22 protein-coding genes are annotated in these 26,210 nt (G+C 37.1%); 15 read left to right on the top strand and 7 right to left on the bottom strand.

Annotated features, from left to right (window positions below):
- The first annotated feature begins 41 nt into the window (after positions 1–41).
- Positions 42–1,085 (top strand): 5-methylcytosine restriction system specificity protein McrC, encoded by a 1,044-nt coding sequence (locus QM524_RS15235; RefSeq protein ID WP_283345235.1) that lies wholly within the window; start codon positions 42–44, stop codon positions 1,083–1,085.
- Here QM524_RS15235 and QM524_RS15230 read toward each other — a convergent pair.
- The 5 genes from QM524_RS15230 to QM524_RS15210 form a co-directional block, all read right to left on the bottom strand.
- Positions 1,048–1,587, bottom strand: a complete 540-nt coding sequence (locus tag QM524_RS15230; RefSeq protein WP_283345234.1) for a DUF6702 family protein — start codon at positions 1,585–1,587, stop codon at positions 1,048–1,050. The two genes, QM524_RS15235 and QM524_RS15230, sit on opposite strands and share 38 nt — an antisense overlap.
- A gap of 30 nt (positions 1,588–1,617) precedes the next feature.
- Entirely contained in the window at positions 1,618–3,003 is a 1,386-nt protein-coding gene (gene rseP / locus QM524_RS15225; RefSeq protein WP_283345233.1) for an RIP metalloprotease RseP, read from the bottom strand.
- A 136-nt stretch (positions 3,004–3,139) separates the two neighbouring features.
- A complete protein-coding gene (locus QM524_RS15220) occupies positions 3,140–4,291 on the bottom strand; it encodes a 1-deoxy-D-xylulose-5-phosphate reductoisomerase (protein WP_283345232.1) in 1,152 nt (383 codons plus the stop codon).
- Between the two features lie 114 nt (positions 4,292–4,405).
- Positions 4,406–5,038, bottom strand: a complete 633-nt coding sequence (locus QM524_RS15215) for a rhomboid family intramembrane serine protease (protein ID WP_166577266.1) — start codon at positions 5,036–5,038, stop codon at positions 4,406–4,408.
- A 185-nt stretch (positions 5,039–5,223) separates the two neighbouring features.
- Entirely contained in the window at positions 5,224–6,195 is a 972-nt protein-coding gene (locus QM524_RS15210) for a polyprenyl synthetase family protein (RefSeq protein ID WP_283345231.1), read from the bottom strand.
- 438 nt (positions 6,196–6,633) lie between these two features.
- Here QM524_RS15210 and QM524_RS15205 point away from each other — a divergent pair, with 438 nt between their 5' ends.
- The 12 genes from QM524_RS15205 (at position 6,634) to QM524_RS15150 (ending at position 21,396) form a co-directional block, all read left to right on the top strand.
- Entirely contained in the window at positions 6,634–7,449 is an 816-nt protein-coding gene (locus QM524_RS15205; protein WP_283345230.1) for a 3'-5' exonuclease, read from the top strand.
- Positions 7,450–7,682: 233 nt separating this feature from the next.
- Positions 7,683–8,012 carry an NADH-quinone oxidoreductase subunit NuoK gene (gene nuoK, locus QM524_RS15200; RefSeq protein WP_095160129.1) on the top strand — a complete coding sequence of 110 codons (330 nt, stop codon included), beginning with the start codon at positions 7,683–7,685 and terminating at the stop codon, positions 8,010–8,012.
- A 67-nt stretch (positions 8,013–8,079) separates the two neighbouring features.
- A complete protein-coding gene (gene nuoL, locus QM524_RS15195) occupies positions 8,080–9,981 on the top strand; it encodes an NADH-quinone oxidoreductase subunit L (protein WP_283345229.1) in 1,902 nt (633 codons plus the stop codon).
- 75 nt (positions 9,982–10,056) lie between these two features.
- Positions 10,057–11,508, top strand: coding sequence for a complex I subunit 4 family protein (locus QM524_RS15190; RefSeq protein WP_283345228.1), 1,452 nt, complete (start codon positions 10,057–10,059; stop codon positions 11,506–11,508).
- A gap of 52 nt (positions 11,509–11,560) precedes the next feature.
- The gene (locus QM524_RS15185) at positions 11,561–12,982 is read left to right on the top strand and encodes an NADH-quinone oxidoreductase subunit N (protein ID WP_283345227.1); all 1,422 of its coding nucleotides are present in this window, start codon (positions 11,561–11,563) and stop codon (positions 12,980–12,982) included.
- A gap of 2 nt (positions 12,983–12,984) precedes the next feature.
- Positions 12,985–13,482: a GtrA family protein gene (locus tag QM524_RS15180; RefSeq protein WP_166577262.1), complete on the top strand. Its 498-nt coding sequence runs from the start codon at positions 12,985–12,987 to the stop codon at positions 13,480–13,482.
- A 362-nt stretch (positions 13,483–13,844) separates the two neighbouring features.
- Positions 13,845–14,030, top strand: a complete 186-nt coding sequence (locus QM524_RS15175) for a putative periplasmic lipoprotein (RefSeq protein WP_095160125.1) — start codon at positions 13,845–13,847, stop codon at positions 14,028–14,030.
- A gap of 96 nt (positions 14,031–14,126) precedes the next feature.
- Entirely contained in the window at positions 14,127–14,735 is a 609-nt protein-coding gene (locus QM524_RS15170; RefSeq protein ID WP_283345226.1) for a SprT-like domain-containing protein, read from the top strand.
- Positions 14,736–14,762: 27 nt separating this feature from the next.
- On the top strand, positions 14,763–18,176 hold the full coding sequence (porU, locus tag QM524_RS15165; protein ID WP_283345225.1) for a type IX secretion system sortase PorU: 3,414 nt from the start codon (positions 14,763–14,765) through the stop codon (positions 18,174–18,176).
- Between the two features lie 96 nt (positions 18,177–18,272).
- Positions 18,273–19,433 carry a type IX secretion system outer membrane channel protein PorV gene (gene porV / locus QM524_RS15160; protein ID WP_283345224.1) on the top strand — a complete coding sequence of 387 codons (1,161 nt, stop codon included), beginning with the start codon at positions 18,273–18,275 and terminating at the stop codon, positions 19,431–19,433.
- A gap of 120 nt (positions 19,434–19,553) precedes the next feature.
- Positions 19,554–20,843: a M16 family metallopeptidase gene (locus tag QM524_RS15155; protein ID WP_283345223.1), complete on the top strand. Its 1,290-nt coding sequence runs from the start codon at positions 19,554–19,556 to the stop codon at positions 20,841–20,843.
- 115 nt (positions 20,844–20,958) lie between these two features.
- Positions 20,959–21,396, top strand: a complete 438-nt coding sequence (locus QM524_RS15150) for a CBS domain-containing protein (protein ID WP_095160121.1) — start codon at positions 20,959–20,961, stop codon at positions 21,394–21,396.
- A gap of 211 nt (positions 21,397–21,607) precedes the next feature.
- Here the strand turns inward: QM524_RS15150 and QM524_RS15145 are convergent, their stop codons facing one another.
- The gene (locus QM524_RS15145; protein WP_283345222.1) at positions 21,608–22,522 is read right to left on the bottom strand and encodes a PfkB family carbohydrate kinase; all 915 of its coding nucleotides are present in this window, start codon (positions 22,520–22,522) and stop codon (positions 21,608–21,610) included.
- Positions 22,523–22,612: 90 nt separating this feature from the next.
- The gene (locus QM524_RS15140; RefSeq protein ID WP_283345221.1) at positions 22,613–23,788 is read right to left on the bottom strand and encodes a hypothetical protein; all 1,176 of its coding nucleotides are present in this window, start codon (positions 23,786–23,788) and stop codon (positions 22,613–22,615) included.
- 206 nt (positions 23,789–23,994) lie between these two features.
- On the opposite strand from QM524_RS15140, the gene QM524_RS15135 reads away from it, so the two are divergent.
- Positions 23,995–24,375 carry a HEPN domain-containing protein gene (locus QM524_RS15135; RefSeq protein ID WP_095160118.1) on the top strand — a complete coding sequence of 127 codons (381 nt, stop codon included), beginning with the start codon at positions 23,995–23,997 and terminating at the stop codon, positions 24,373–24,375.
- A gap of 165 nt (positions 24,376–24,540) precedes the next feature.
- On the top strand, positions 24,541–26,031 hold the full coding sequence (gene cysS / locus QM524_RS15130) for a cysteine--tRNA ligase (RefSeq protein WP_283345220.1): 1,491 nt from the start codon (positions 24,541–24,543) through the stop codon (positions 26,029–26,031).
- Positions 26,032–26,210: the final 179 nt, after the last annotated feature.

Here is a 26,210-nt window from a genome sequence, read left to right as displayed (position 1 = left end):
GTCTTGAACTAGTCGTCGAGTATTTCTAACATAGACCCTACATGATTCCAATAGAAAATATTTACTTTTTGCTTTGTTATGCTTGGGATAAACTTGAGCAACGCCACTTGCTAAAAGCAGGTGTATCAGGGCAAAAAAGCATCTATGAACTGTTGGCTAGTATTTTGGTTAGGGAGTTACCTACACTTTGGAAGAAAGGATATTTCAAGAATTACACAGAACAAAATCAATATATCCAAGGCATACGAGGCAAAGTACATATTTCACCTTCTTTGGCAACTGGAGCGTTTGAAAAAGGAATGGCGTATTGTGAGTTTGATGAATTTTCAGATAATATTTTAGCCAATCAGATTTTAAAAAGTAGTCTAGTTAGGCTTCTTAAGGTATCGACCCTTTCAGAAAAAGTTCATCAAAGTTTATATACGGAATTACGAAGACTACATTATATCCAAGAAATATCTCTACATGAAGCATTGTTCCGTCAGGCTTTTGCCCAATGCCATCGAAATACAACCTATACGTTTTTACTACATATTTGTGAATTGCTTTACTCTCAAAGCATGGTAAGTGAGCAAGGAGAAAGTATTTTATTCAGAGATTTTGAGCAAGATGATCGTAAAATGGCAGGTTTGTTTGAAGCTTTTGTACGTAATTTTTATAAAATAGAACTCAAAAGTGCGAAAGTTTTTAGAGAAAGACTTCAATGGAAACTAACAGGAACAGAACCACAATATTTGCCCAAAATGCAAACAGACATCAGCTTGATTTTGAACGATGGCAAAAAACTAATTATTGACACCAAGTACTATGCACGTACTTTAAATACTTATTTTAATTCAGAAAAAGTACATACTGAAAACCTTTACCAGTTGTTTGCCTACCTAAAAAATCAGCCTGACGAGCAGGCTGAAGGTATCTTATTGTATCCAACGGTAAAGCAATCTTTGAGCCTATCTTATACTTCTGAACAGCATCAAATCCGAATAGAAACTATCAATCTAGCTCAACCTTGGGAAAAAATTCACGAAGACTTATTGGAGATAGTGACTAAAAACCTACCCCAAACACCTTATTCTTTTGATTAAAAATAAAGGATTTTTTTTCTGACTGATAAAACAAGTTAACCACATTGGTTTGGTCGTCAAACTCATCCATCAATACATCGTTTTGAAGTTTTGAGCCATTGATTGGTTCTTGAGCAGGCATTTCGATATACAACCACATCGCATCTCCCTCTTGCTCTTTTCCTAAATAATGATAGGATACTCGCTGATTACGAGCATTGAACCACACAAAATGCTTTTGGATATATTTATCAATTTGTGGATCAAACTTTTCAGTTTTGTCCAATACAATCTTCTTGCCTTGATTTTCTTTGGTCAACACTGTTTCTAAATCATCCTTAAAAACACGCAGACTTATCTCAAAGCTTTTCTCCTTGGCGTTATAACGCATTTCAGTAATGCTAGTATGGAAGGCGTGCTTTTTGAAAGCCATCAATCCGAGCGATAGCATTACGCCCAAAAGCAAAAACCTGTAAGAGAATCTCACAGGTTTTTGAATATATTTTTTTGATTTTATTAACATACGTTTGTTGAATGTATAAATTGGTTATTGCTAGAAAAGCTTTTTGAAAAGGCCATTTCCTAAAACGAATACCATCAAACCAAGTAAAATCACGGTTCCTACTTGTTGAGCGCGCTCCATGAATTTTTCTGATGGTGGGCGTCCTGTAATGATTTCAAACAACAAGAATAAAGCATGACCACCATCCAAGGCAGGAATTGGCAATAAATTCATAAACGCCAAAGCCATTGAAAGTAAGCCTGTCAAACTCCAGAAGTTTAACCAATCCCAGTGCGAGCCGTACATATCAGCAATTTCGAATGGTCCACTCAACGCTTTGTCAGCACGAACTTGACCTGAGAAAATTTTCTTAAATCCTTGAATATTTTTCCACACAACATCAAATGCATTGCCAGCTCCTACCACAAAAGCTTGCCCCAAGGTATAATCTTCATGTGATTTTTGAACCAAATACTCAGGAAAAAAGCCCAATGTACCATCTTCAGCAGTAGTCATGCGAAGCGTATCGGCTTTACCAGCACGCATAATAGCCAAGGTTACTGGTTTGTTTTTATACTTTTGAAGTTCCTCCTTGAAAGTCTGGAAGTATTTCACTGGAGTGCCATTAATCGATACAATTTCGTCACCATCCTTCATCCCTGCTGTGTAAGCTGGTGCAGGGGCTGGCGCTGGATTACCTAAAAGTTTGTCTAAGAAAGAGGCTTCTTTTGGTTCAGCAACACGAGCCACTTTAAACTTGTACAATGGTTGAATAAATTCGCCCTTTTGATCAGATAGCTTATTTAAGAAATCACTTGGAATAACGATTTCTACCGTTTTCCCATTTCTATCAACTGTATAAACCGTCTTGTCTTCTAAAATAGCACCAGCAATATCTGTATAACTATGGAAGTCTTCACCATTTACTTTTAATACCTTATCTCCTAACTGAAAGCCTACTTCTTTACCAAGTGCTCCAGCGTACAAACCTTCTTTATTTAGCTCAGCTTTAGAAATATAGTTATTACCTTCTTTGAAACTAATACCCCAAAAGATTAATACCCCTAAAATTACATTGACGATAATACCACCCAACATTACGATTAATCGCTGCCAAGCAGGTTTTCCACGAAACTCCCAAGGCTCAGGGGTAGCTGAAAGTTTAGACGCATCCTGTGTCTCGTCAATCATACCTGCGATTGACACATAACCACCGAGCGGAAACCAACCTAAACCATATTCTGTCTCGCCAATTTTCTTTTTGAACAAAGCAAAATTCAATAAAGTAGGTATTGGAAAAAGAAAATCGAAAAATAAGTAGAATCTATCTACTCGCATCTTAAACCATTTGGCAGTAATATAATGCCCAAATTCGTGTAAACTTACTAAAATTGACAAACCCAAAATGAGTTGTCCAACCTTCACTAGTCCTTCCATTGTTTAGCTTTTAGCCCCAGTCTGAACTTGTCAGACCAATACTGTTTTCTATTAAGGTTTTAAAAATATAATTTAGCTGAGAAAGTTCGTTTTCGATACTTTTATCTACATTCCTATTTCTCCTGTGGATAAACTCTTAGAGATTTTCACTTGCAAATACTCTCGTTGCAGCATCTGTTTGGATATAATCATCCAAAGTTGGATGCTTGATAAACGGAACTTTTGCCATACAAGTTTCAATCAAATCTGACATTTGTAAAAAGCCAATTTTATCTTCCAAAAAGGCAGCCACGGCTATCTCATTCGCAGCGTTCAAGATACAAGGCATATTTCCCCCCTGAGCCATTGCGTCAAATGCTAGTTGCAAGTTACGAAATGTTTCTTTATCAGGTTGCTCAAATGTAAGATTTGGATAATTAATGAAATCAAAACGAGGGAAGTCTGATTTTAGTCTGTTTGGAAAACCCAATGCAAACTGAATAGGTAATTTCATATCAGGCAAACCCATTTGAGCTTTGATAGAACCATCCTCAAACTGCACCAACGAGTGAATGATAGATTGGGGATGTACCACCACATCTATTTGAGAGGCATTGAGATTAAAAAGCCATTTTGCTTCAATTACCTCCAAACCTTTATTCATCAAGCTAGCCGAGTCGATCGTAATCTTGGCTCCCATCACCCAGTTAGGATGCTTTAAGGCTTGGGCTTTGGTTACGTGAATTAATTCTTCACGTTTTTTTCCTCTAAAAGGACCACCCGATGCTGTCAAAATAATCTTTTCGATAGGGTTATGAAACTCCCCTACCAAACATTGGAAAATCGCTGAATGTTCAGAATCGACAGGATAAATATTAACACCTTTTTGCTGTGCCAAAGCAGTAATCAATTCACCTGCCACTACCAATGTTTCCTTATTGGCCAAAGCAATATGTTTTCCTGCTTCGATAGCCTTGATTGTCGGCAACAAGCCTGCATATCCTACCATCGAAGTTAATACCATATCTATTGCTTCCATTTGTACAACCGACTCAAGGGCTTGTGCGCCTGCATATACTTTAATCCCATGTGGGTCGAGGGCATCAAAAACTTGGCTGTAAAGTGATTCATTACCAATCACAACACAATTGGGACGAAAAGCAATGGCTTGTTCAATCAACAACTGGGCATTACTTTGGGCTGTTAGTACTTCTACTTCAAAAATAGTAGGATTCGCCTGAATTACTTCGAGGGCTTGTGTGCCAATCGAACCTGTCGAACCTAAAATAGCAATATTCCTTTTTTGCATAAATCTTAATGATGAAACAATCTATTCTGTTTGTTGTACTCAGATAGTTGAAGGGTTCTATGAGTGAAGAGTTGTGAGTATAAATATTTTGCATTCAAAATTCACCACTAATACTTAAAATCCTTGAAGCCAATCCAAAATCTGCTCAGTGAAAATCATGAGGACTTTTGGATAAATAATAATCGTAATAATCACACCATACAAGGCTCCATACAAATGCGCGTCGTGGTTGATATTGTCCATACTTCTACGAGACATATAAATCGAATACCATGTGTAAAGCAATGCAAATAGCACCGCTGGGATTGGAATTATCCCATAAATATGAAGACTCTGCGTAGGAGCAAACAAAATTGCAGCAAATAGTACACTCGATACCCCACCAGACGCCCCTAATGAATTATAGTTGAAATTATTTTTATGCTTAAAGAAAGATGGTAAATCCGATACTATTATTCCTCCCAGATACAGTAATAAATACAGGAATGGCCCGTTGCCAGGCGAGACTTGGTTGTAAACCATTTCCATCAAATTCCCAAAAGAGTATAAAGTGAACATGTTAAAAAATAAATGTCCAAAATCGGCATGTATGAAGCCTGAAGTAATGAAACGCCAATATTCTTGTCGACGATTGATTAAATAGGGGTTCATCATAAGCTTATTTAAAAGCTCATAGTTACGGAAGGCTAAAATACTAATCAATGTAGTAATCAAAATTAGTATTTCATTTAGAGATAAATCTGCCATTTGTTATTGAATGAAAATAAAAACAGTCAGACCAAGGCCGACTGTTCATAAAGTTTTTAATTATTGAGTGTATAGACTCTATGAAACTCAAGAGCTTCGTTAAAACTATCAGTTTTGTCAACAAAATATGCCAAAAGCCTACAGCCAATAGCATACGGCCATGAGCCGTATTGTACAAATTTAAACTAAACTTCCCTATCAATCAAAATATTAGCGAAAGCTCTCAACTCAGCTTTGCGCTCTGCTTCAACTTTCAGGCTATCTAATAAATCAAAAGCTTTTTCAAAGTACTCATTTATTTTAGCTTCTGCCAATTGACGAATTCCCAGCTGGTCATAAATTCCTCGTACTGCATTTACCTTTTCGGCTGGGTCAAAAGTTTTTAAAGATATCCAATGTTCTAGTTGATTTTTGGTTTCGCCAGTAGCCGAGCTCAAAGCCTCGATAAGCATGTAGGTTTTTTTATTAGAAATAATATCACCTCCTACTTGCTTGCCAAATTTTATAGGATCTCCATAAACATCGAGTACATCGTCTTTTAACTGAAAACCTAAACCAATATTGATTCCCAAATCATATAAAGTTTGGCATGTTTTGTCACTTGCTCCACCTATGATACCACCCAGTTCTAAGGCAAAACCCAATAACACACTTGTCTTTAGGCGAATCATTTCGATATATTCTTCCTCCGTGACATTTTCACGCGTCTCGAAATTCATGTCAAATTGTTGTCCTTCACAAACTTCGGCGGCAGTGCGATTAAAGCGTCGCAATGCTTTTTTCAAATGTGTATCTTCTACAAAGAGCATCAACTCATACGCCTGTACCAACATCACATCTCCTGAAAGAATAGCTGTATTGTCATTCCATTTGGCATGGACAGTTGGCTTACCACGACGCAATGGCGCATTGTCCATAATATCGTCGTGCATCAGGGTAAAATTATGGAAAACTTCTACTGCGGTTGCTGGTTTGATGGCTTTTTGCCATTCGTCTGTAAACAAAGCCGTCGACATCAAGGTCATAAGTGGGCGTAAACGCTTGCCTCCCAAAGACATCAAGTAACGAATAGGCTCATAAAGTTCAACCGGCGATTGCCCGTATTGTTGTTGCTGAAATTCTTCTTCTAAAGCTTGGATAAACTGTTTTGTGGTCATACTTTAATCCAACTACTAAGCTGGATACTAAGGGTGATAAATAATGATTGGTGAATTTGAATTGTCAAATTCTATCTATGCGAACATTTATTTTTTGTTCAGGATATAACTCTCAATGTGTTTTAGAGCATTCTTATTGTATATCGCTAAAAAGTATCTTCATCTTTATGAGATTTTTATACTTAACATTGAAGGTAACTTTATTAATTAGGGCCTCTATCTACTAAATAAACTTCAGATAAAGTATCATCCATGAAGCTATTTTAATCCAACTGTAAACTACAAACGTTGTACAAAATCGATTTAGTAGAATAACTGAAAATACTCATTTTTTGTTATGTTTTGCCAAAAATAGAAATAAGAAGTGAAACCCAACACAGGAATCAACTATATTTTCTCTAACTTTGCAGAGCCTCATCTCACCTGAGGGCTAGCCTTATGCTTACACATCAATTAAACCTTCGCAAGCCACTCGCCTTTTTCGATTTGGAAACAACAGGCGTGAATGTTATCAAAGACCGTATCGTCGAAATCAGTATTGCCAAAGCAAATATTGATGGGACAGTAACGGTCAAAACTCGTCGTGTCAATCCAGGAATACCAATTCCAGTGGAGTCATCGATGGTCCACGGTATTTATGATGACGATGTTGCCAATGAGCCATCATTCAAGCAAATTGCCAAATCTATGGCTCAATTCTTGGAGGGTTGTGACTTAGCAGGCTTCAACTCGAATCGCTTTGATGTACCAATGTTGGTTGAAGAATTTTTGCGCAATGATGTAGAATTCGATGTCAAAAACCGTCGCCTTATCGATGCTCAAAGGATTTTTCACATGATGGAACCACGAAACCTTTCGGCGGCTTATAAGTTCTACTGTAGTAAAGAGCTTATTGATGCGCACTCAGCCGAAGCGGATACGATTGCAACTTTGGAAATTTTGAATGCCCAAGTTAAACGATATGAAGGTGTCGTCATCAAAAACGACAAAGGAGAAGATTTCATCCCTGTCAAAAATGATATGGATGCTCTTCATGAGTTAACTTCTGCCAAACTGGTAGATTTTGCGCAAAGAATTGTGTTCAATCGTGAAGGCGTAGAAGTAATCAACTTTGGAAAGCACGCTGGAAAGCCTGTGGTACAAGTACTTAAGGACGAGCCATCGTATTATGATTGGATGATGAAAGGCGATTTTCCACTTGATACTAAGCGAAAACTTACCGAGATAAAGTTACGCGCTTTTAATAATCGTTAATAGGGAAAATAATTATAATGAAAAACCGCTTGTATTTGGTTCATATTTTAGCGACTTTTCAAACATATTCCTTATTTTTGCCCCGAATTTTCCGAAAACTGTAAGAACTATAAATGAGCCTCGCACTTCGAGGTTAACCATTTAAAGTTGAATGTTTAGACGAATCTATTCTTTCTTAGTTTGACAAAAAACAAAAGAGATAGACTTCATCTATCCACCAAACTTAAAGACTTATGCAACAAATACCTGACGTTATCCGACAAATTCCTCTGAACAACTATGTGTGGTTCAGTACGGCTTTATTTTGTATCGGCATTATTGGAGTATTAACACGCCGAAATGCAATCATCATCTTTATGTCAGTCGAATTGATGCTAAATGCAGCCAATCTTCTTTTAGCAGCCTTTTCTTCGTACAAAGCTGACCCAACTGGGCAAGTATTTGTATTCTTTATTATGGCTGTGGCGGCTGCCGAAGTAGCGGTAGGTTTGGCCATCATTGTGATGATTTATCGCAATATTCAATCAATTGATGTAGGTATTTTGAATAAATTAAAGTGGTAATTATCAGGTGTGAGTATTTGTTTTAAATCATTTACAGCAAGACTCACTGCTTATAGCTCTAAAAATTATGTCATTAGCAGTACTTATCCCCCTTTTTCCACTAATTGGTTTTTTAATCAACGGGCTTGGATTCCGTCGTGTACCAAAATCATTAGTTGGTGTAATTGGCTCGGCAGCAGCGTTAGCTTCATTTGCCTGTGCGCTTAGTCTGTTCCTCAACTTTTCTGGACAACCAGAAGTTGCTCATATCTTCGACTGGATTACCATCGGAGATCTCAACATTTCGATGTCTTTTCAAATCGATCAATTATCCTTGTTGATGTTGCTGATTATCACAGGAGTTGGTTCTTTGATTCACATATACTCAATTGGTTATATGCACCACGATGAAGGTTTTGGAAAGTTCTTTGCTTTCTTAAACCTTTTCTTGTTCTTCATGCTCTTGTTGGTATTGGGTTCAAACTACGTGGTAATGTTTATCGGTTGGGAAGGCGTAGGTTTATGTTCTTATTTATTGATCGGTTTCTGGAACAAAAACACTAACTACGGCAATGCAGCTCGCAAAGCCTTTATTATGAACCGTATTGGTGACTTAGGCTTTTTATTAGGTATCTTCCTTATTATTACACACTTTGGCACCGTTGAATACGCTGACGTATTTAGCAAAGTAGCTGAAGGTGGTTATGAGTCAGGTGACAAAACGTTGATGTACATCACGCTTTTGTTATTTGTAGGAGCCATGGGTAAATCAGCTCAAATTCCATTGTACACCTGGTTGCCAGATGCGATGGCGGGTCCTACTCCTGTATCAGCCTTGATTCACGCTGCAACGATGGTAACTGCGGGTATCTACATGATTATCCGTTCTAATGTGTTGTATAGCCTTTCACCAGAAACACTTGAAGTGATTGGATGGGTAGGTACAGCAACAGCATTGTTGGCAGCATCAATTGGTTTGTTACAAAACGACATCAAAAAAGTACTGGCTTATTCAACTGTTTCGCAGTTAGGATATATGTTTATGGGCTTAGGCGTCATGGCTTATAGTTCTTCTTTCTTCCACGTAATGACTCACGCATTCTTCAAGGCATTGTTGTTCTTGGGTGCAGGTTCAGTAATTCATGCGATGTCAGATGAACAAGATATTCGTTCAATGGGCGGTTTGCGTAAAAAATTACCAATTACATTCATTACATTCTTGATTGCTACAATTGCAATTTCTGGTATTCCTCCATTTGCAGGTTTCTTCTCAAAAGATGAAATTTTAGCTCATGTATACGAACACAACAAATTGATGTGGGTATTGGCATTGGCAGGCTCTATGATGACATCATTCTATATGTTTAGATTATTGTTCTTGACATTCTTCGGAGAATTTAGAGGAACTCACGAACAAGAGCATCATTTGCATGAATCACCAATTGCCATGACAGCGCCATTAATGATTTTGGCAGTACTTTCGGCAGCAGGTGGTTTCTTTAACTTACCACATATTTTTGGTGGACATGCAAGTCTTGCTACATTCATGGAACCATTGTTTGCTCAAAGTCATGTAGAAGCTCATGCACCAGACGAAGCTACAGAAAAAATGTTAATGATTATTTCTGTAATAGCGGCGTTAGTATCAGCAGGTGTTGCTTATGTGATTTATGTAAGCAAAAAGGCTGTTCCTGATGCAGATGGTACTGAGACTGGTCTCCAAAAAGTGGTGTATAACAAATACTATATCGACGAACTATATGATACAGTGTTTGTAAAACCAATCACAGCACTTTCAAACATCTTCTCTTCATTTGTAGAATTCTTGGTTATTGACTTAATTGTTGAAGGAATTGGCAAATTAGTAAAAGGACTTTCGGGAGAAGCACGTTTGGTACAAAATGGTACAACAGGTTATTATATCTTCGCTATGGTAATCTCGATTGCTGTGATGTTGATATGGGGTTTAAGAATCTTCATTTTAGGTTAATATTTCCCCAAAGGTATTCAGCTGTTTTCAAAACAGTTTTTCTAAATAGAATGATTAACAGATAACGTTTTTATAATGTTAACACTTACACTCATACTTCTTCCCATTATCGCAGGGTTGTTGACCCTTAGCACGAAAGGAGAAAATGCGAAAGTTATAGCTTTGGTAGCCGCATTAGTCGAGCTAGCATTAGGAGCTTATACATTTTTTGCTTTTGTACCAGACGCTACTAGCCAGTTTGGCGTATCGTATAATTGGATTGCATCAGCAGGCATCAAGTTCTCAGTGGGTATCGATGGCATTAGCCTTATCTTAGTAAGCCTTACCACTTTGGTAGTGCCGTTTATTATTTTATCTACTTTTCAAAACAATTACGACAAAGCTTCTACTTTCTACTCACTCATCTTGTTTATGCAAGCGGGTTTAGTAGGTGTATTCACTGCAAAAGATGCTTTCTTGTTCTATTTCTTTTTCGAAGCAGCCCTTATCCCAATTTACTTCATTGCAGCAATTTGGGGTGGTGAAAATAGAATCAAAGTAACTTTCAAGTTCTTCGTTTATACTATTTTCGGATCATTATTTATGTTGTTAGCTTTGGTTTATTTGTACATCAAAACGCCAACACATAGTTCTGAAATTACAGCATTGTACGAAACAGCGAGATTACTTGATGCGTCTCAACAAGGCTTTATCTTCTGGGCGTTCTTTATCGCTTTTGCTATTAAAATGCCTTTATTCCCATTCCACACATGGCAACCAGACACATACGTTGAAGCTCCAACGGCTGGTACAATGTTATTGTCGGGTATTATGTTGAAAATGGGTACTTATGGTTTGATTCGTTTATTGTTACCAATTGCACCACTAGGTGTTAAAGCATGGGGAACAGTTGCTGTTGTTTTGGCCATTATCGGAATCGTATATGGTTCAATCATCGCCATTCAGCAAAAAGATATGAAGCGCTTGATTGCTTATTCGTCTTTCGCACACGTTGGCCTAATGGCAGCAGGTATTTTCTCTGGCAACTTAGATGGTATTCAAGGTTCGTTAATTCAAATGCTTGCGCACGGTATCAACGTAGTGGGCTTGTTCTTTATCGTAGAAATCATCCAACAACGTACCAAGTCTCGTGAATTATCTAGCTTAGGAGGTATTACCCAAACTACTCCACAATTGACGGTATTATTTATTATTATCATGTTGGGCTCGGTAGCACTACCATTAACAAATGGATTCGTTGGTGAATTCTTGTTATTGAAAGGCGTATTTGAGTACAACGCTTGGATGGGAGCAGTTGCAGGACTTACAATCATCCTTGGTGCAGTGTATATGCTACGCTTAGTACAAAAATCAATGTTTGGAACAACTACTTCATTGACTGAAGGATTTGAAGACCTTGGCTTGACAGAAAGAGCTACTTTATTGCCAATTGCAACATTAGTAATTGTATTAGGTATTGTGCCTAATATCATACTGAAAGCTTCTGAGCCTGCGGTAAGTCAATTGTTATCAATCATAAATAAGTAAGAAATTTAATCGAGTCTGATGGTTCTGCTGTCAGACTTAGGATATAGCAGATATGAACGCAATTATAGCTTTATCACTCTTTGGTATTTCCAATTTGTTTTTAGGGTTTTTGAACAACCGTAAAATCTTATTGCCAGCCACCCTCCTATTCGTTCTGATAGCTCTAGGGCTAAATCTAGCCGACTGGAATCATGAGTACTATTGGTTTCACAATATGCTCAAGACTAATAACCTTTCTATCAACTTTACCTCTATTATCTTGGTAGCAACGGCATTGGTTGTAGCAATTTCACGTGGTTTTGGGGAAGATGAAGAGCATACTCACCCAGCTGAATATTATGCGATTTTGCTTTTTTCAGTGGTGGGAGCCATTATGATGGTTACTTTTCAAAGCTTGTTTATGTTATTCGTAGGTATCGAGATTCTATCTGTTGCGATGTACGTACTTACAGGATCTGATAAACGTAATCTTCGATCAAACGAAGCAGCTCTTAAGTATTTCTTGATGGGGTCGTTTGCTACTGGTATTATGCTATTTGGTATTGCATTGGTTTATGGAGCAACAGGCTCTTTCGATATCAATGGTATAGGCAATATGGTTAATCAAGCCAAATTACAAGATATCATGTTGAATCCTTATGGTCCTATTCTTTACGGTGGTATCATTTTGATTTTCGTTGGTTTACTATTCAAAATCTCGGCAGCTCCTTTCCACTTCTGGACGCCCGATGTATACGATGGAGCGCCAAGCATCTTTACAGCATTCATGTCGACGGTTGTAAAAACGGCTGGTGTAGCTGCTACTTACCGTCTACTCTCAATTTCATTTCCAGCGGTGTATGGTTTGTGGGGTAATCCATTAGTGTATATTACATGTTTGACTTTGTTTATTGGTAATATTACGGCTGTTTATCAACAAAGTTTCAAGCGTATGTTGGCATACTCAAGTATTTCACACGCTGGTTATTTATTGATTACCGTTTTGGCCAAAACTCCTACTACTAATTCGTCAATCTTGTTCTACTCTTTGGCTTATTCAATTGCTACTATCTCTGCGTTTGCAGTATTAATGGCAGTATCTGAAGCGCAGGCTAAAGCAGGTAAAACAGACGAAAGCTTTAATGCTTTAAATGGTCTTGCTAAAAACAATCCACTATTAGCATTTGCCTTAGCGGTATCAATGTTGTCTTTGGCAGGTATCCCACTTACGGCAGGGTTCTTTGGTAAGTTTTTTATCTTCGCAGATGCCTTTAGTAATGTATCTAGTCTGTTCAAAACAATTGCAGTTGTAGCGATTTTGATGTCTACTGTTGGTATTTATTACTACTTTAAGCCAATCATTGCAGCCTATTTGAAGAAAGGTGATTTAGAGAAAATTGAATTGTCTCCGATTTATAAACTTACATTGATTATAACAACAGCCTTGACAATCCTATTGGGTATTGCTCCAGATCTTGTTAAAAATATTTTCTAAAAGTGTCAAAACAAAAACAATCAAAACTGCTTAACAAGAAAGATTTCATTGCTTACTTTCTCGTAGCAGGTACAGGAGCAGTAGTTCAATTAGTGTCAGGTAGTATTTTAAGAAATCAGTTTGATTTAACCTATGGTGCATCTGTTTCTTATGGATATATTATTTCATTTTTTGTAGGATTCACGCTCACAAAAATGTTTGCATTTGATGCAAGAAACTCAAATCAAACACGTCGTGAAATGGTCAAATTCATGATGGTAGCTGCTGGCTCGTGGGGAGTAACTTGGTTTTTTGCAGTAGCTTCACTATCATTCGTAAATCAAATGCTAGGAGAGCGAACATTTACTTTGCCCATTTTACAAAAAAGTATTAATCCAAATGAGCTAGGATGTCAAATTGTAGGCATGGGATTTAGTTTTGTTTTTAACTACATCATGCACAAAACCTTCACTTTTAGAAGTACTGGTTTTTATAACAGACTCAAGGCGTTCATTCGATAATTATCATTAAAAAGTCCCTACTGGTAAATGTTCAGTAGGGACTTTTATATTTTATCCAGTATCAAGATTTGCATCACTATTTATCTTGAAAAGCTCTTGAAAAATTAAAGACCCTGAAAATATCACAAAATCAAGATGTAAACACATCATAATTAGTGTCTTAAAAGGCAAAAATTAAAATTTTCTAATGTTTTTACTAGATGGTCACAAGCAAATATTATAACTATTCAAATAAAATCAAGTAATAAATAAAGAATTTATCAGGAATTATTAAAAATTAATTAAAATTATTGCTCAATAACTTGGAGGGAATATAAGTTGTACTTAACTTTGTAACTCAAACCTTAAACACCACAAAAGAAATGAAAAAATTGTTCGCATTCGCATTAGTAGCTGGTATGATGTCATTGGCTGCTTGTTCAGAGAAGAAAGCTGAAACTACTGCTGTTGATTCAGCTGCTACAGCTGTAGATACTACTGTTGCTGTTGATACTGCTGCTGCTGATTCAGCTGCTGTTGATACTGCTGCTGCTCCTGCTGCTCACTAGTATTCCTGAACGATTTCGAAAGAAATTTGGAAAAGCCTCATTTAGAATGAGGCTTTTTGCTTTTATAGTCCTTCTGTTTTTCTGTATATTAGAGTCATGAAAAACGATTACGCCACCTTTCAACAGTATTTTCCCACTGAGGCTGTACCTTACTGTTTCCAACTTTGGAAAAAATATCAATTCCATTTTAAGATAACTCGTCCTCGCAACTCCAAATTAGGTGATTATTCTTTTCGTCGTGAAAGTGGTCATCAGATAACCGTTAATCAGAATCTCAATCCATACGCATTTACCATTACCTATATCCATGAAGTAGCGCATCTAGTAACTTTTACACATTACAAACGCCGTAAAGAGCCTCACGGGAAAGAATGGAAGATGATGTTCAAAAAGCTATTTCTCCCAATCCTCAACACAGAAGTTTTTCCTGAAAGTATTCTATCACCATTGACTGCCTATTTAGAAAACCCTTCTGCAAGTACACAAGGTTGTATTCCTTTGAGTAATGCGCTCCGAGCATTTGATACCCCAATTCTTCTCGATGAACATATTCCTTTAACCCAAGTTGAAGTAGGTAAAAGTTTTATTGTCAATGGTAGAAGCTTTGTAAAAGGTGAACTTAGAAGAACTCGCTTTCTATGTACCGAAACTACAACAGGAAAACGTTATGTAGTAGCAGCGAATGCGCTAGTCAAATTGTTATAAATAGAAAGGAAGGCTAATAGAAAAAAGATGAAAAACTGGTTGAAGGCATTAATCTGGATAGTTTTAATAATTTATACTGATGAAGGCATAGCTCAAAAAAGCGTACTTTCGGAGGGTAACTGGATAAAAGTTGGCGTTACACAAAGTGGTATATATAAAATTGATAAAGACATTTTAAGCAAAGCAGGATGGTCTTTGAGTCAAATTACACCACAGAATCTTAAATTATATGGTAACGGGGGTAAAATGTTACCTCAAAAAAATAGCACCTATCGTCCTAGCGACTTAATTGAAAACGCAATTTTGGTTCGAGGCGAACAAGATGGTAAGTGGGATGATACAGATTATATTCTTTTTTATGGAGAAGCACCCCAGCAACTGATTTTTGATAATGCTCAGAAGCAAATTTCTCATCAAATCAATACTTATTCCGACACAACCTATTACTTTCTGACTGTATCGAGCGGTAATGGACAAAGAATTAAAACTGCTACAGATGTTAAGTCTACCAATACGATTCGCCTTTTTGATGATTATCAATTTCATGAAATAGATAAACGTAATATTTTGGCGCAAGCTCCATTTGCAGGTTCTGGACAAGAGTGGTACGGAGAGGAATTTATAGCCAATAGTCAACAGGTTTTTAGTTTTGTCGGTCAAGGCATAGCCAGTAACTCGCAAATATCCTTAACATCGTCGGTACTCAATACCTCGTATGGCACTACAGCTTTTAATCTTACGATGAATAATCAAGCTGTGGGCACACAAAATATGGATGGTATCACGGCAAGTACCTATGATTATAAAGGAAAAGCAGCAAAAAATATTTTTAGTATCAATAGTGGATTGGTTACTTCGGATGTCATCAATATAGGATTGACTTTCGACAGAAAAAATCTTACATCGGGTGGTGCCTTTTTGAATTTTCTGAGTATCCAACTCAAAAGGAATATCAAGCTCAACAACGCAACATCTCTACGATTTAGGGCATTTGAGCAACTTCAATATAAAGACTTTCAGTGGCAAATTTCGGATACCGACAACACTCTTTCTGCCTGGAATATTACCAATCCTACTATTCCTGTGAATCAAACACTAACTCAAAATAGCGAAGGTTGGACCATTTCAGGAACACAAAGCAATTTGCAAGAATATATTCTTTTTAGAGAATCAAGCGCACTGCAACCCGCTTTTAGTACTAAAATAGATAATCAAAATTTGCATGGACTCAAAACGCCAGATTTGGTAATTGTCTGTGGTGTATCCATTCAAAATAGTGCTGAAGCTTTGGCAAACTTCAGACGTAGCCATGATAAACTTGATGTAGTAGTGGCGAGCAAAGAAAGTATTTACAACGAATTTTCTTCTGGGAAGCAAGACATTACAGCGATTCGTGATTTTGTAAAATACTTATACGATCAAAATCCAACCAAACTAAAATACTTACTCTTGTTAGGTGATGCGTCCTATGATTTCAAAAGACGAAGTCAGGTCGTTGGAGATGAGGTCAAAAATATCTATATACCTGCTTATCAAAGTAGAGAATCGCTACACCCTATCTTAAGCTATGCATCCGATGATTACTTTGGATTTTTGGAAGCAGAGGAAGGAGATTGGGAAGAAAATGCCAATGGTAATCATACCCTCGATATTGGTGTAGGTCGCCTACCTGTGAAAACCAAGGCAGAAGCAAATGATATAGTGACCAAGCTTATCTCTTATCACAATAGTAGTAAAGCAGGAGATTGGCGTTCAAAAATCACTTTTGTGGCAGATAATGGCGATGGCAACCTACATCAAGGCGATGCAGAAGATTTTTCTCAAATAGTAGAGAAACTTTACCCCTCCTATCAAAGTCAAAAGATTTATTTAGATAATTATCCCTTATTGTCTTTGGCTGAGGGACAAAGAAGTCCTCAAGCTAAAGATGCCCTTTTTCAAGCACTACAAAATGGATCTTTGATAGTAAATTATAATGGACATGGTGCCGAAACAGGATGGACTGAAGAGCAGATTTTAACGATTAATGATATTGATAAATTGAGCAATCTCAAAAATCTACCCGTGATGCTTACAGCCACCTGCCAGTTTGGTCGGTATGATGATCCCAATCAGGTTTCAGGAGCCGAATTAGCACTACTGAGCAATCGAGGAGGAGCAATTGCGCTATTAACGACAACCCGTCCTGTTTATCAAAGTACAAATTATTTAATCAACGAAGCATTCTATCAAAATGTATTTCCTACCAACGCTCAGGCAACGCAACGCCTAGGAGATATTGTCAGAAGTACAAAGAATGCCAGTGTCGTAGGAGTTGTGAATCGAAATTTTAGTCTGTTGGGCGACCCATCTATGCAGTTATTGTATCCACAACAAAAGATTACCATCGACAGTATGCTTGTTCAAGGTAGAGGGCTGACTGATACCCTCAAAGCATTGGAACAGGTTCGTATTGTGGGAAAAGTTCGAGCCAATAGTGGGATTGTCGACACACAGTTTAGTGGAACAGTACAAATAATCCTGTATGATAAAGCACAAAAAGTAAGTACTCTTGGTGCTAACAATGCCCCATTTGTTTACCTTGATTACAATAACATTTTATTCAAGGGCACTGCTACTGTAAGTAAAGGGCGATTTGAAACAACTGTTGTATTACCGAAGGATATTAATTATCAATATGGGGAAGGAAAGTTTTCATTATATGCCCAAAGCAGCACAGGATTAGCAGATGCAATCGGTTTTGAAAGACCAATGATAGGAGGTTCTGGTAAAATTCAGAAAGTTGATAATACAGGACCAAAAATTCGTTTATATTTAGATGAAAAAATTGAAAAAGAGACGTATATTACAACGCCTAATCCTCGGCTATTAGTAGATTTAGAAGATGAAAGTGGCATTAATATTGCAACAGACGGCTTAGGTCATCAAATACTATTAACGCTCGATGATAGTATTCAAGTAATACTAAATCAGTACTATACAAGTACGCTTAATACCTACCAACAAGGCAATATTATCTATGATTTTAAAGGTCTCGCAGAGGGAGATCATAAATTATCAATAAAAGTTTGGGATACATACAATAATTCATCAGAAAACTCGTTGCGATTTAAGGTTGTCCAAGATAACATCTCTTCCTTAAAAAATATCAAGTCCTTTCCTAACCCATTCATTGATAAGGTATATTTCAGTTTTGAGCACAATAGAGAGGGCGATGATGTAGATATTACTCTCCAAATTTTTGATTCCAGAGGAACACTTGTCAAAGAGATTTCTCAACAAGCATACGACATTTCGAGTCCCTATGATAAAATTTATTGGGATTTATCAGAAGATTCTGGTAGGATTGTAAGAGATGTTTACTTTTATCGTATTTTTGTAAAGTCACGAACAATATCATATCAGGCTTCAGCAAACGGCAAATTGGTATCCGTTAAATAATTTAAGTAAAGGATTTTAGGGCATGGCTTCTGTTTAGCATAAAAATATATTACTTTTGGAACGTGCCTCATCCGAACAACTTTAACTTTAAAAACAATGATTAGAAAAGTTACAAACGCTCTAAGAGCGTCTTTGATGCTTGGATTGACAATGTCTGCTGCAAGTGTTGTAGCTCAAGTTAGAAATGCACCGTCACCGGTAATTACTTCTTTAATTCAAACTCCAGATGCACGTGCTGCCGGTATGGGTGACGCTGGTGTGGCAACATCAAACGCTGATGGTGATGCTAATGCAATTTTTTGGAATCCAGGTAAAATGCCTTTCTCTAACAAAGATATTGGTGTTTCTTTATCATACACTCCATGGCTTCGCCAATTGGTAAATGACATGGCTCTCCTAAATGTTAGCGGATACAAAAAATTAAAAGGTGGCGATGTAATTGGACTATCTCTCCATTATTTTGACATGGGAGTATTCCAACAAACTGATAACAATGGTTCTATTCTAGGTAATTTCAACTCAAAAGAATATGCCCTTACAGGTTCTTATTCTCGTAAGTTATCTGATAAACTAGGTTTGGGGGTTAATATCAAATATATCAACTCTACATTGTTTAACGGAACGGTAACTAACTCATCAGGTGGTACATTTACTGCTCAACCAGTAAACTCTGTAGCTGCGGATATTGGTATTTTCCATACATCCAAAACTGATAAGCCTTGGAATTACAACTGGGGGGTAGCAATCCAAAACATTTCTGGTCGTGTATCTTATGGTGGTAATGAATCTAACTTCATTCCAACTAACTTAAAGGCTGGTTTTGCTGCTATCAACTCTATCGATGCTAGTAACAAGCTTACTTTGACATTGGATATCAATAAATTGATGGTGCCAACTCCAAAGTATGATTCAAACGGTAAATTAATTCAGCCTTCTACTGCTATTGGTGGTATATTGGGTTCATTTGGTGATGCACCAGGTGGTTTCAGCGAAGAATTGAAGGAAGTTAACATTTCATTCGGTACTGAATACTTGTATAACGATATGTTTGCTGGACGTGTTGGTTACTTCTACGAAAATGGATGGAAAGGTAACCGTAAATACGCAACAGTTGGTTTTGGTATCAAAATTGAGAAAAAATATAGTTTAGATTTCTCATACTTGGTTCCTACTGGAAGTGGAAGCCCATTGGCCAACACTCTTAGAGTTTCTTTGCAAGCAAACTTAAATTCAGCACCAAAAGTATCAGCGAACTAAGACTCCTAGATGTTTGATTAATAGAAAAGACATTTCTTCGGAAATGTCTTTTTTGTTTTTATACTCTTCAATGACTAATTTCAGCTTTCACTTTATTCATCCAAAAGCATTCTCATATACATGGCTATAGATATTTTAGATCGTTCTATTACTCCTGCATTTCAAACAATTCAAGAGGTATTTATTCCTCCTGTAAAAAATGTCACGTTGAGCAATGGTTTACCTCTTCATATTATCAATGTAGGCGAGCAACCTATAATCAAATTAGAGCTAATTTTTAACGCTGGCAATTGGTTTGATGATAACAAAGGGATTTCTTTTTTTACTGCTAAAATGCTCAATGAAGGAACCTCTGCTCATAACTCCGCAAGTATTAATCAATTTTTTGATCAATATGGTGCCTTTACTGAGTTTACGCATAGTGTAGATAGAGCTAGCTTTGTCCTTTATGGCTTGAGTAAACATCTAGGACAATTACTGCCTATGGTTCAGGAGATTTTGCAAGATTCCGTTTTCCCTCAAAAGGAATTAGAAACTATCAAAAAAATCCAACAACAAACCATTCAGGTTAATCAAGAGAAAACTTCCTTTGTAGCAAATCAAAAAATTCGAAATAGTATTTTTGGTGAAACTCATCCCTACGGTACTAATTTAACACAGGAAGTAATTGAGAGCATTACCAGAGAAAATTTGGTAAAGTATTATCAATCTCACTGGCAAAATCAGCCATTCAGAATATTTCTTTCTGGAAAAATCACAGAGCAAGAGATAGAAGTGGTAAACAAAGTTCTTGGCAGTATTCCTGTTGGCGGTGGTCATACAACAAGCTATGAGCACACTGATGGAGGACTTGATGCAACTTCATTTTTGATTGAGAAAGAGAATGCTCTACAATCTTCTATCCGTTTGGGGAAACAACTATTCACTCGTTCACATCCAGATTACTTTAATATGTTAATCGTAAATGAGGTACTGGGAGGATATTTTGGATCGAGACTTATGAAGAATATTCGTGAAGAAAAAGGGCTTACCTACGGTATTGGCTCTAATGTGGTTCCTTTCTCAAAAAATGGATATTTCATTGTTGGTACTGACGTAAAAAAAGAGTTTACTCAACTGACTATCGACGAAATTATAAAAGAGATTCAAGTACTCCGTACCGAACTTGTCTCGGAGGAAGAACTCAGCACTGTTAGGAATTATATGTCTGGAGCATTCGCTGGCTCATTGAATACGCCATTTGAAATCGCAGATCGTTACAAAGTGATTATGTCAGAACAATTACCTCTTGACTTTTATCAGCAGTATTTCCAACATATTCAGCAAATCACTTCTGAGGATATTTTGGAAGCCGCTCAAAAGCATCTCGACCCAGCTTCGCTTATCGAAGTAGCTGTCGGTGGTAAATAAAGATAGGTAGTTTCTATTATTTTGAACAACAAAGATGGATTTTTGAAAGAATAATTTGTTTTTAAGAAAGAAGATGGTTAATTTATTAGTAATCAAATTCTTAAAACCGACAGTTATGAAAAAAGTATCCCATCTCATCTTACACAAAGGAAATACAGTCAATACCATTGAGGCTCATAAACCTGTTTTTGAGGCTCTAGAAATTATGATTTCCAAAAATATTGGTGCACTCATCGTGTATCAAGATGGCGAATATAAAGGTTTGCTTACAGAACGAGACTACGCGCGGAAAGTGGCGATTATGGGTAAAAACTCACACGACACAACAGTTGCGGAAATCATGCAAGCCAATCCAACATCGGTAAAATTTGAGGATAGTATTGAGCGATGTATGGAAATTATGTCAGACAAACACATCCGCTATTTACCTGTTGTTGCCGATAAGCATGTAGTTGGTTTGGTATCCATGGGAGATTTGGTCCGTTTTATTATTGAAGATCAAAAAAATACGATCAATCATTTACAAAACTTTATCTCAGGAGCTGTATCATAATCGAGTGAATGGTGATTGAGAGTATGAGTGATTATTTTAATACTGGTAGAGACGCAACACTTTAGGTCTAAGGAGCTGGTATTTTGAAATATAGCATCAAAAAAGGCGTTCGAAAAACTAATTTCGAACGCCTTTTTTGATGAAAACTTGGAGAATAATCCTAAAATTCGAGATAACTCATGTTTCCTGATAATATACTGGAGTGTAATTTCTATACTTCGAAACCAGCTAACTCTTTGAACTCTTGTACACGTGACAAAAGCTCTTCGTAAGTTAAGTCAATCAAACGTTCTGTACCGAATTTTTCTACACAGAATGACGCCATAGCTGAACCATAAACGATTGCACGCTTCATATTTTCAAAGCTAATATCATCTGTCTTAGCAAGATAACCAATAAAGCCTCCTACAAAAGTATCGCCAGCTCCAGTAGGATCAAATACTTCTTCTAATGGAAGTGCTGGACAGAAGAATAGTTTATCTCTTTGGAAAAGCAATGCGCCATGTTCACCTTTTTTAATAATCAAGGTTTTTGGTCCCATGCCTAAAATTTTCTTAGCAGCCAGACGTAAAGAATATTCACCAGACAACTGACGAGCCTCTTCATCATTGATACACAATACATCAATCATTTGAAGAACAGCTTTCAAATCATCCATAGCAATATCCATCCAGAAGTTCATTGTATCCATGACAATCAATTTCGGACGGTTTGCTAAACGCTCAATTACTGTTTTTTGTACAGCAGGAGTCAAGTTACCCAACATCAAATACTCACAGTCTTGGTATTCTGCTGGAACAATTGGGTCAAAATCAGCCAACACGTTCAACTCCGTTACCAAAGTATCTCTAGAGTTCATGTTGTTATGATAGCGACCAGCCCAGAAGAAAGACTTCTCTCCTTGTTTGATTTGAAGACCAGTGGTATCAATTCCCTTGTTTTGTAGTAATTCGATATATTCTTGAGGAAAATCTTCTCCTACTACAGCTACAAGGTTTACGGGTGTCTTGAAATATGAAGATGACAAAGAAATGAATGTTCCTGCGCCACCAATAATTTTATCTGTCTTTCCAAAAGGCGTCTCGATAGCATCAAACGCTACCGAACCAATAGCTAATAAACTCATTTAGTTTTTGTTATAGTTGAATAATTGGCAAAGATACAAAATACTCTGCAAACCAGAGAGTTCTCAAAACAGGAAACCAATATTTTGATATTAACCCACACGCGGACAACGCTTAAATGGTTTTTCTCTATCAAACAGATAGCGGTAGGTAATATATTGTTTGTCGAGAGTTGTACCCAACTGAGACACAAAACGATTCATTTTGGGGTTAAAATCGCCAACCCAGTTCATATCAATGGTTTCGTATTGGAAAAAAGGGTCTTTCATACCTTCCAAACGAAGTTTCATTGCTATAGCTGACTCTACACCTTTTCCTTGATAATCTGGTACTACGCCAAAAATCAAACCGCAAGTACGCGTCACAACACCTCTCCAAAGTAAAAGTATAAACTTGATTTTTTCCCAAACCCCAAATTTCCCATTCAAGTGTTTGACAATTTGGTTGAGATCAGGAATTACGATAAAGAAAGCAATTGGTCTGTCGCCATCATAAGCAAACCATATCAATTGCTCGTCGATAATCGGCTTCATCTGAGCAACTAAGCTTTGCCCTTGCTCCTCGGTCATGGCCTTTACTCCTGGAAATTTTGCCCATGCTTCGTTATAAATAATACGGAAATCTTCTCCAAACTTGGGTAGCTCACGTTTCTTGATATGCTTAAAAGTAATATCAGGATTACCAAAAACACGGTTGGCTTTATCCATGACACTCTGAGTAGTCTTTGAGGTCAAGATACCAGCTGAATAAACATATTGTTGAAAATAGTCTTTGAAACCATAATCCTCAAAATACTGGATATAGTACTGCTTAGTCCAAGGCATTTTATAGGTAGGTTCATAGTCCCAACCTTTTATCATTAGTCCCCAAAAAGAATCACGTTCGCCAAAATTGATTGGTCCGTCCATTGCCTCCATACCACGATTAGCGAGCCATTCTTTACAGGTATCAAATAACAAAAATGCAGCTTCTTGATTCTCGATACACTCAAAAAAACCCATTCCACCAGTAGGCTGTTCTTCATTTTTGGCAGTTTCGTGATTAATAAATGCCGCTACACGCCCTATGGTTTCTCCTGTATCACTTTGTAAAATCCAGCGGATACACTCTCCGTGGTTAAAATGCTTATTTTTAGCAGGATTAAAGGTATTTTCTATATCTTGGTCAAGAGGACGAATCCAGTTAGTATCTTGGGCATATAATTTTACTGGAAACTCTAAAAACTCTTTTTGAAGCTTTTTATCATTAGCAACTTCTAAAATCCTCATCTGTTTGGTTGTTGATTAAAAGTTTTGGGCGAAAAAATCCTTCAAAGATAGTCTTTTTTACGTTATTTGATTGGACAGATTCGGTACAGGCTCAGACAAGCCTACAGATTGCGATATTTTTGTGAAGCCTTCTATTGAAATACTTCATACCGAAAGCCAATAAGTTTTATTAGTTTTGTGTCATTAATATTATCGGAAAGCTCAAGATGAAAAATTATATACTCAGAGCAGAAGACGAAATCGAAAGTGCCAAATATCTTTATCAAAACGACTTTTATCGTGGCACTCTCAATCATTGCTATTATGCATGTACATGGCTCATGCGCGGTTTACTTGCAGAAAGAGGTATCGTAATCAAGATGTTAGACTCAGCCTTCTCGTTTTTCGAAGAATATATCATCAAAAGCGAGCCTGTACCCAATAGCATACAGCAGTTTATCAAAATGCTCGTTAAAGAATACCAAGTACTACAAAAGGATATTGCTGGAGATTTTATGGCAGATGAAATTTTGTCATATATCGAAAAAACGGAAGACTTTTTGTACTTCGTAAAAGACCAAGCCGATTTAGCCGAGCGAAGTAATTAGTTTGTGTATCAATTTCAATGTGTTATACTCTTATGAACTTTAACCCTACCGAACATAGTACTTATTTTCGATGTTGCCTCTGATACATTGCTTTTCCAGAAACAACCTTTAATTTCAATCAGATGCTGTCATCAAGATGGCATAATAGGATAATCAACCAATCAGATGCAATCATTAAAAATATATAATACCCTCACTAGAGAAAAAGAACTTTTCCAGCCAATCAACGCCCCTCACGTGGGAATGTACGTTTGTGGACCCACAGTTTACAATTATGTACACCTTGGTAATGTTAGAACCTTCACGACTTTTGATACCCTTTATCGTTATTTGACACATATAGGTTACAAAGTTCGCTATGTTCGCAATATTACCGATGTAGGTCACTTGGTAGGTGATGGCGATGAAGGTGAGGACAAAATTGGGAAAATGGCAAAGTTGGAAAAACTAGAGCCTATGGAAATCGTACAACGTTATACCAACGACTTCCACAATGTATTGACCCAATTTAATCTATTACCTCCAAGCATCGAGCCATCTGCGACAGGACATATTGTTGAGCAAATCGAAACAACAAAGACCTTGATCGAAAAAGGATTAGCTTATGAATCGAATGGATCTGTGTATTTTGATATCGCCAAATACAATGCACAAGGTGGTGAATATGGCAAATTGTCAGGTCGTGTGATTGAAGATCTTTTGGTAGAAACTCGTGATTTGGATGGTGTAGGTGAAAAACGCAATCCTTTAGACTTTGCTCTATGGAAAAAAGCCGCACCAGAACACATCATGCGATGGCCTTCACCTTGGGGTGATGGATTCCCAGGCTGGCACTTGGAGTGTACTTGCATGAGTACGAAGTATTTGGGCGACACTTTTGATATTCATGGTGGCGGTATGGACCTAAAATTCCCACACCACGAATGTGAGATAGCTCAAGCCAAAGGCAGCACAGGCGTAGATCCTGTAAGATATTGGATGCACTCAAACATGCTAACGGTCAATGGTCAAAAAATGTCTAAATCTCTAGGCAATTCATTTTTACCATCTGAATTATTTGCAGGCTCACACCCATTGCTCGACCAAGCGTATTCGCCAATGACGGTGCGCTTCTTTATGTTGCAATCACAATACAGAAGTACACTTGATTTTTCTAACGATGCCCTAAAAGCTGCTCAAAAAGGCTATAAGCGCCTGATGAACGGCTTGAGAATTATCAAAACGCTTAGCTACCAAGCCGATGAAAGCATTGCTTTAGACGAAAAACAAATTACTGAAGTTAAGAAAGGAATCCAAGGTTGTTATGATGGTCTCAACGATGACCTCAACACAGCAGTAGCCATTGCAGGTTTGTTTAATTTATTGAAAAAAATTAATCAGTTGTATATGGGACAAGTATTACCTGCGCAATTAGGAGAAGAAGTATTCAACGAATTACAGGAGAAATTCGTAGCATTGACAGAAGATGTATTAGGCTTGAAAGAGGAGTCAAATGCCAATATCGATGCTTTTGCAAAAGGAATGCTGGCACTTTACTCAGAATACAAAGAAGCTAAGCAATATGACAAAGTAGACCAAATCAGAACTTATTTCAAGGCCAATGGACTTGTTATTAAGGACATGAAAACCAAAATTGATTGGGCTTACGAAGAATAGAATCAATAAGAAAGCGTTAGTTTATCAAAAACTTGTGAGATGATAAACTAACGCTTCTTGTTTTGGGTTATTGAGTTATGTCTTCAAGGTATAGAACACTTCATACTTTGCCGTCTTTAAACGAACCTTACAATTTTGCTAATTTATTAGCTATATAACTCTTATTTGGCACTATGAGA

The sequence above is a fragment of the Flectobacillus roseus genome, assembly GCF_030056595.1.
In the GTDB taxonomy this organism is placed as follows: Bacteria; Bacteroidota; Bacteroidia; order Cytophagales; family Spirosomataceae; genus Flectobacillus; species Flectobacillus roseus.
This window is presented reverse-complemented; position numbering and strand designations above follow the sequence as displayed.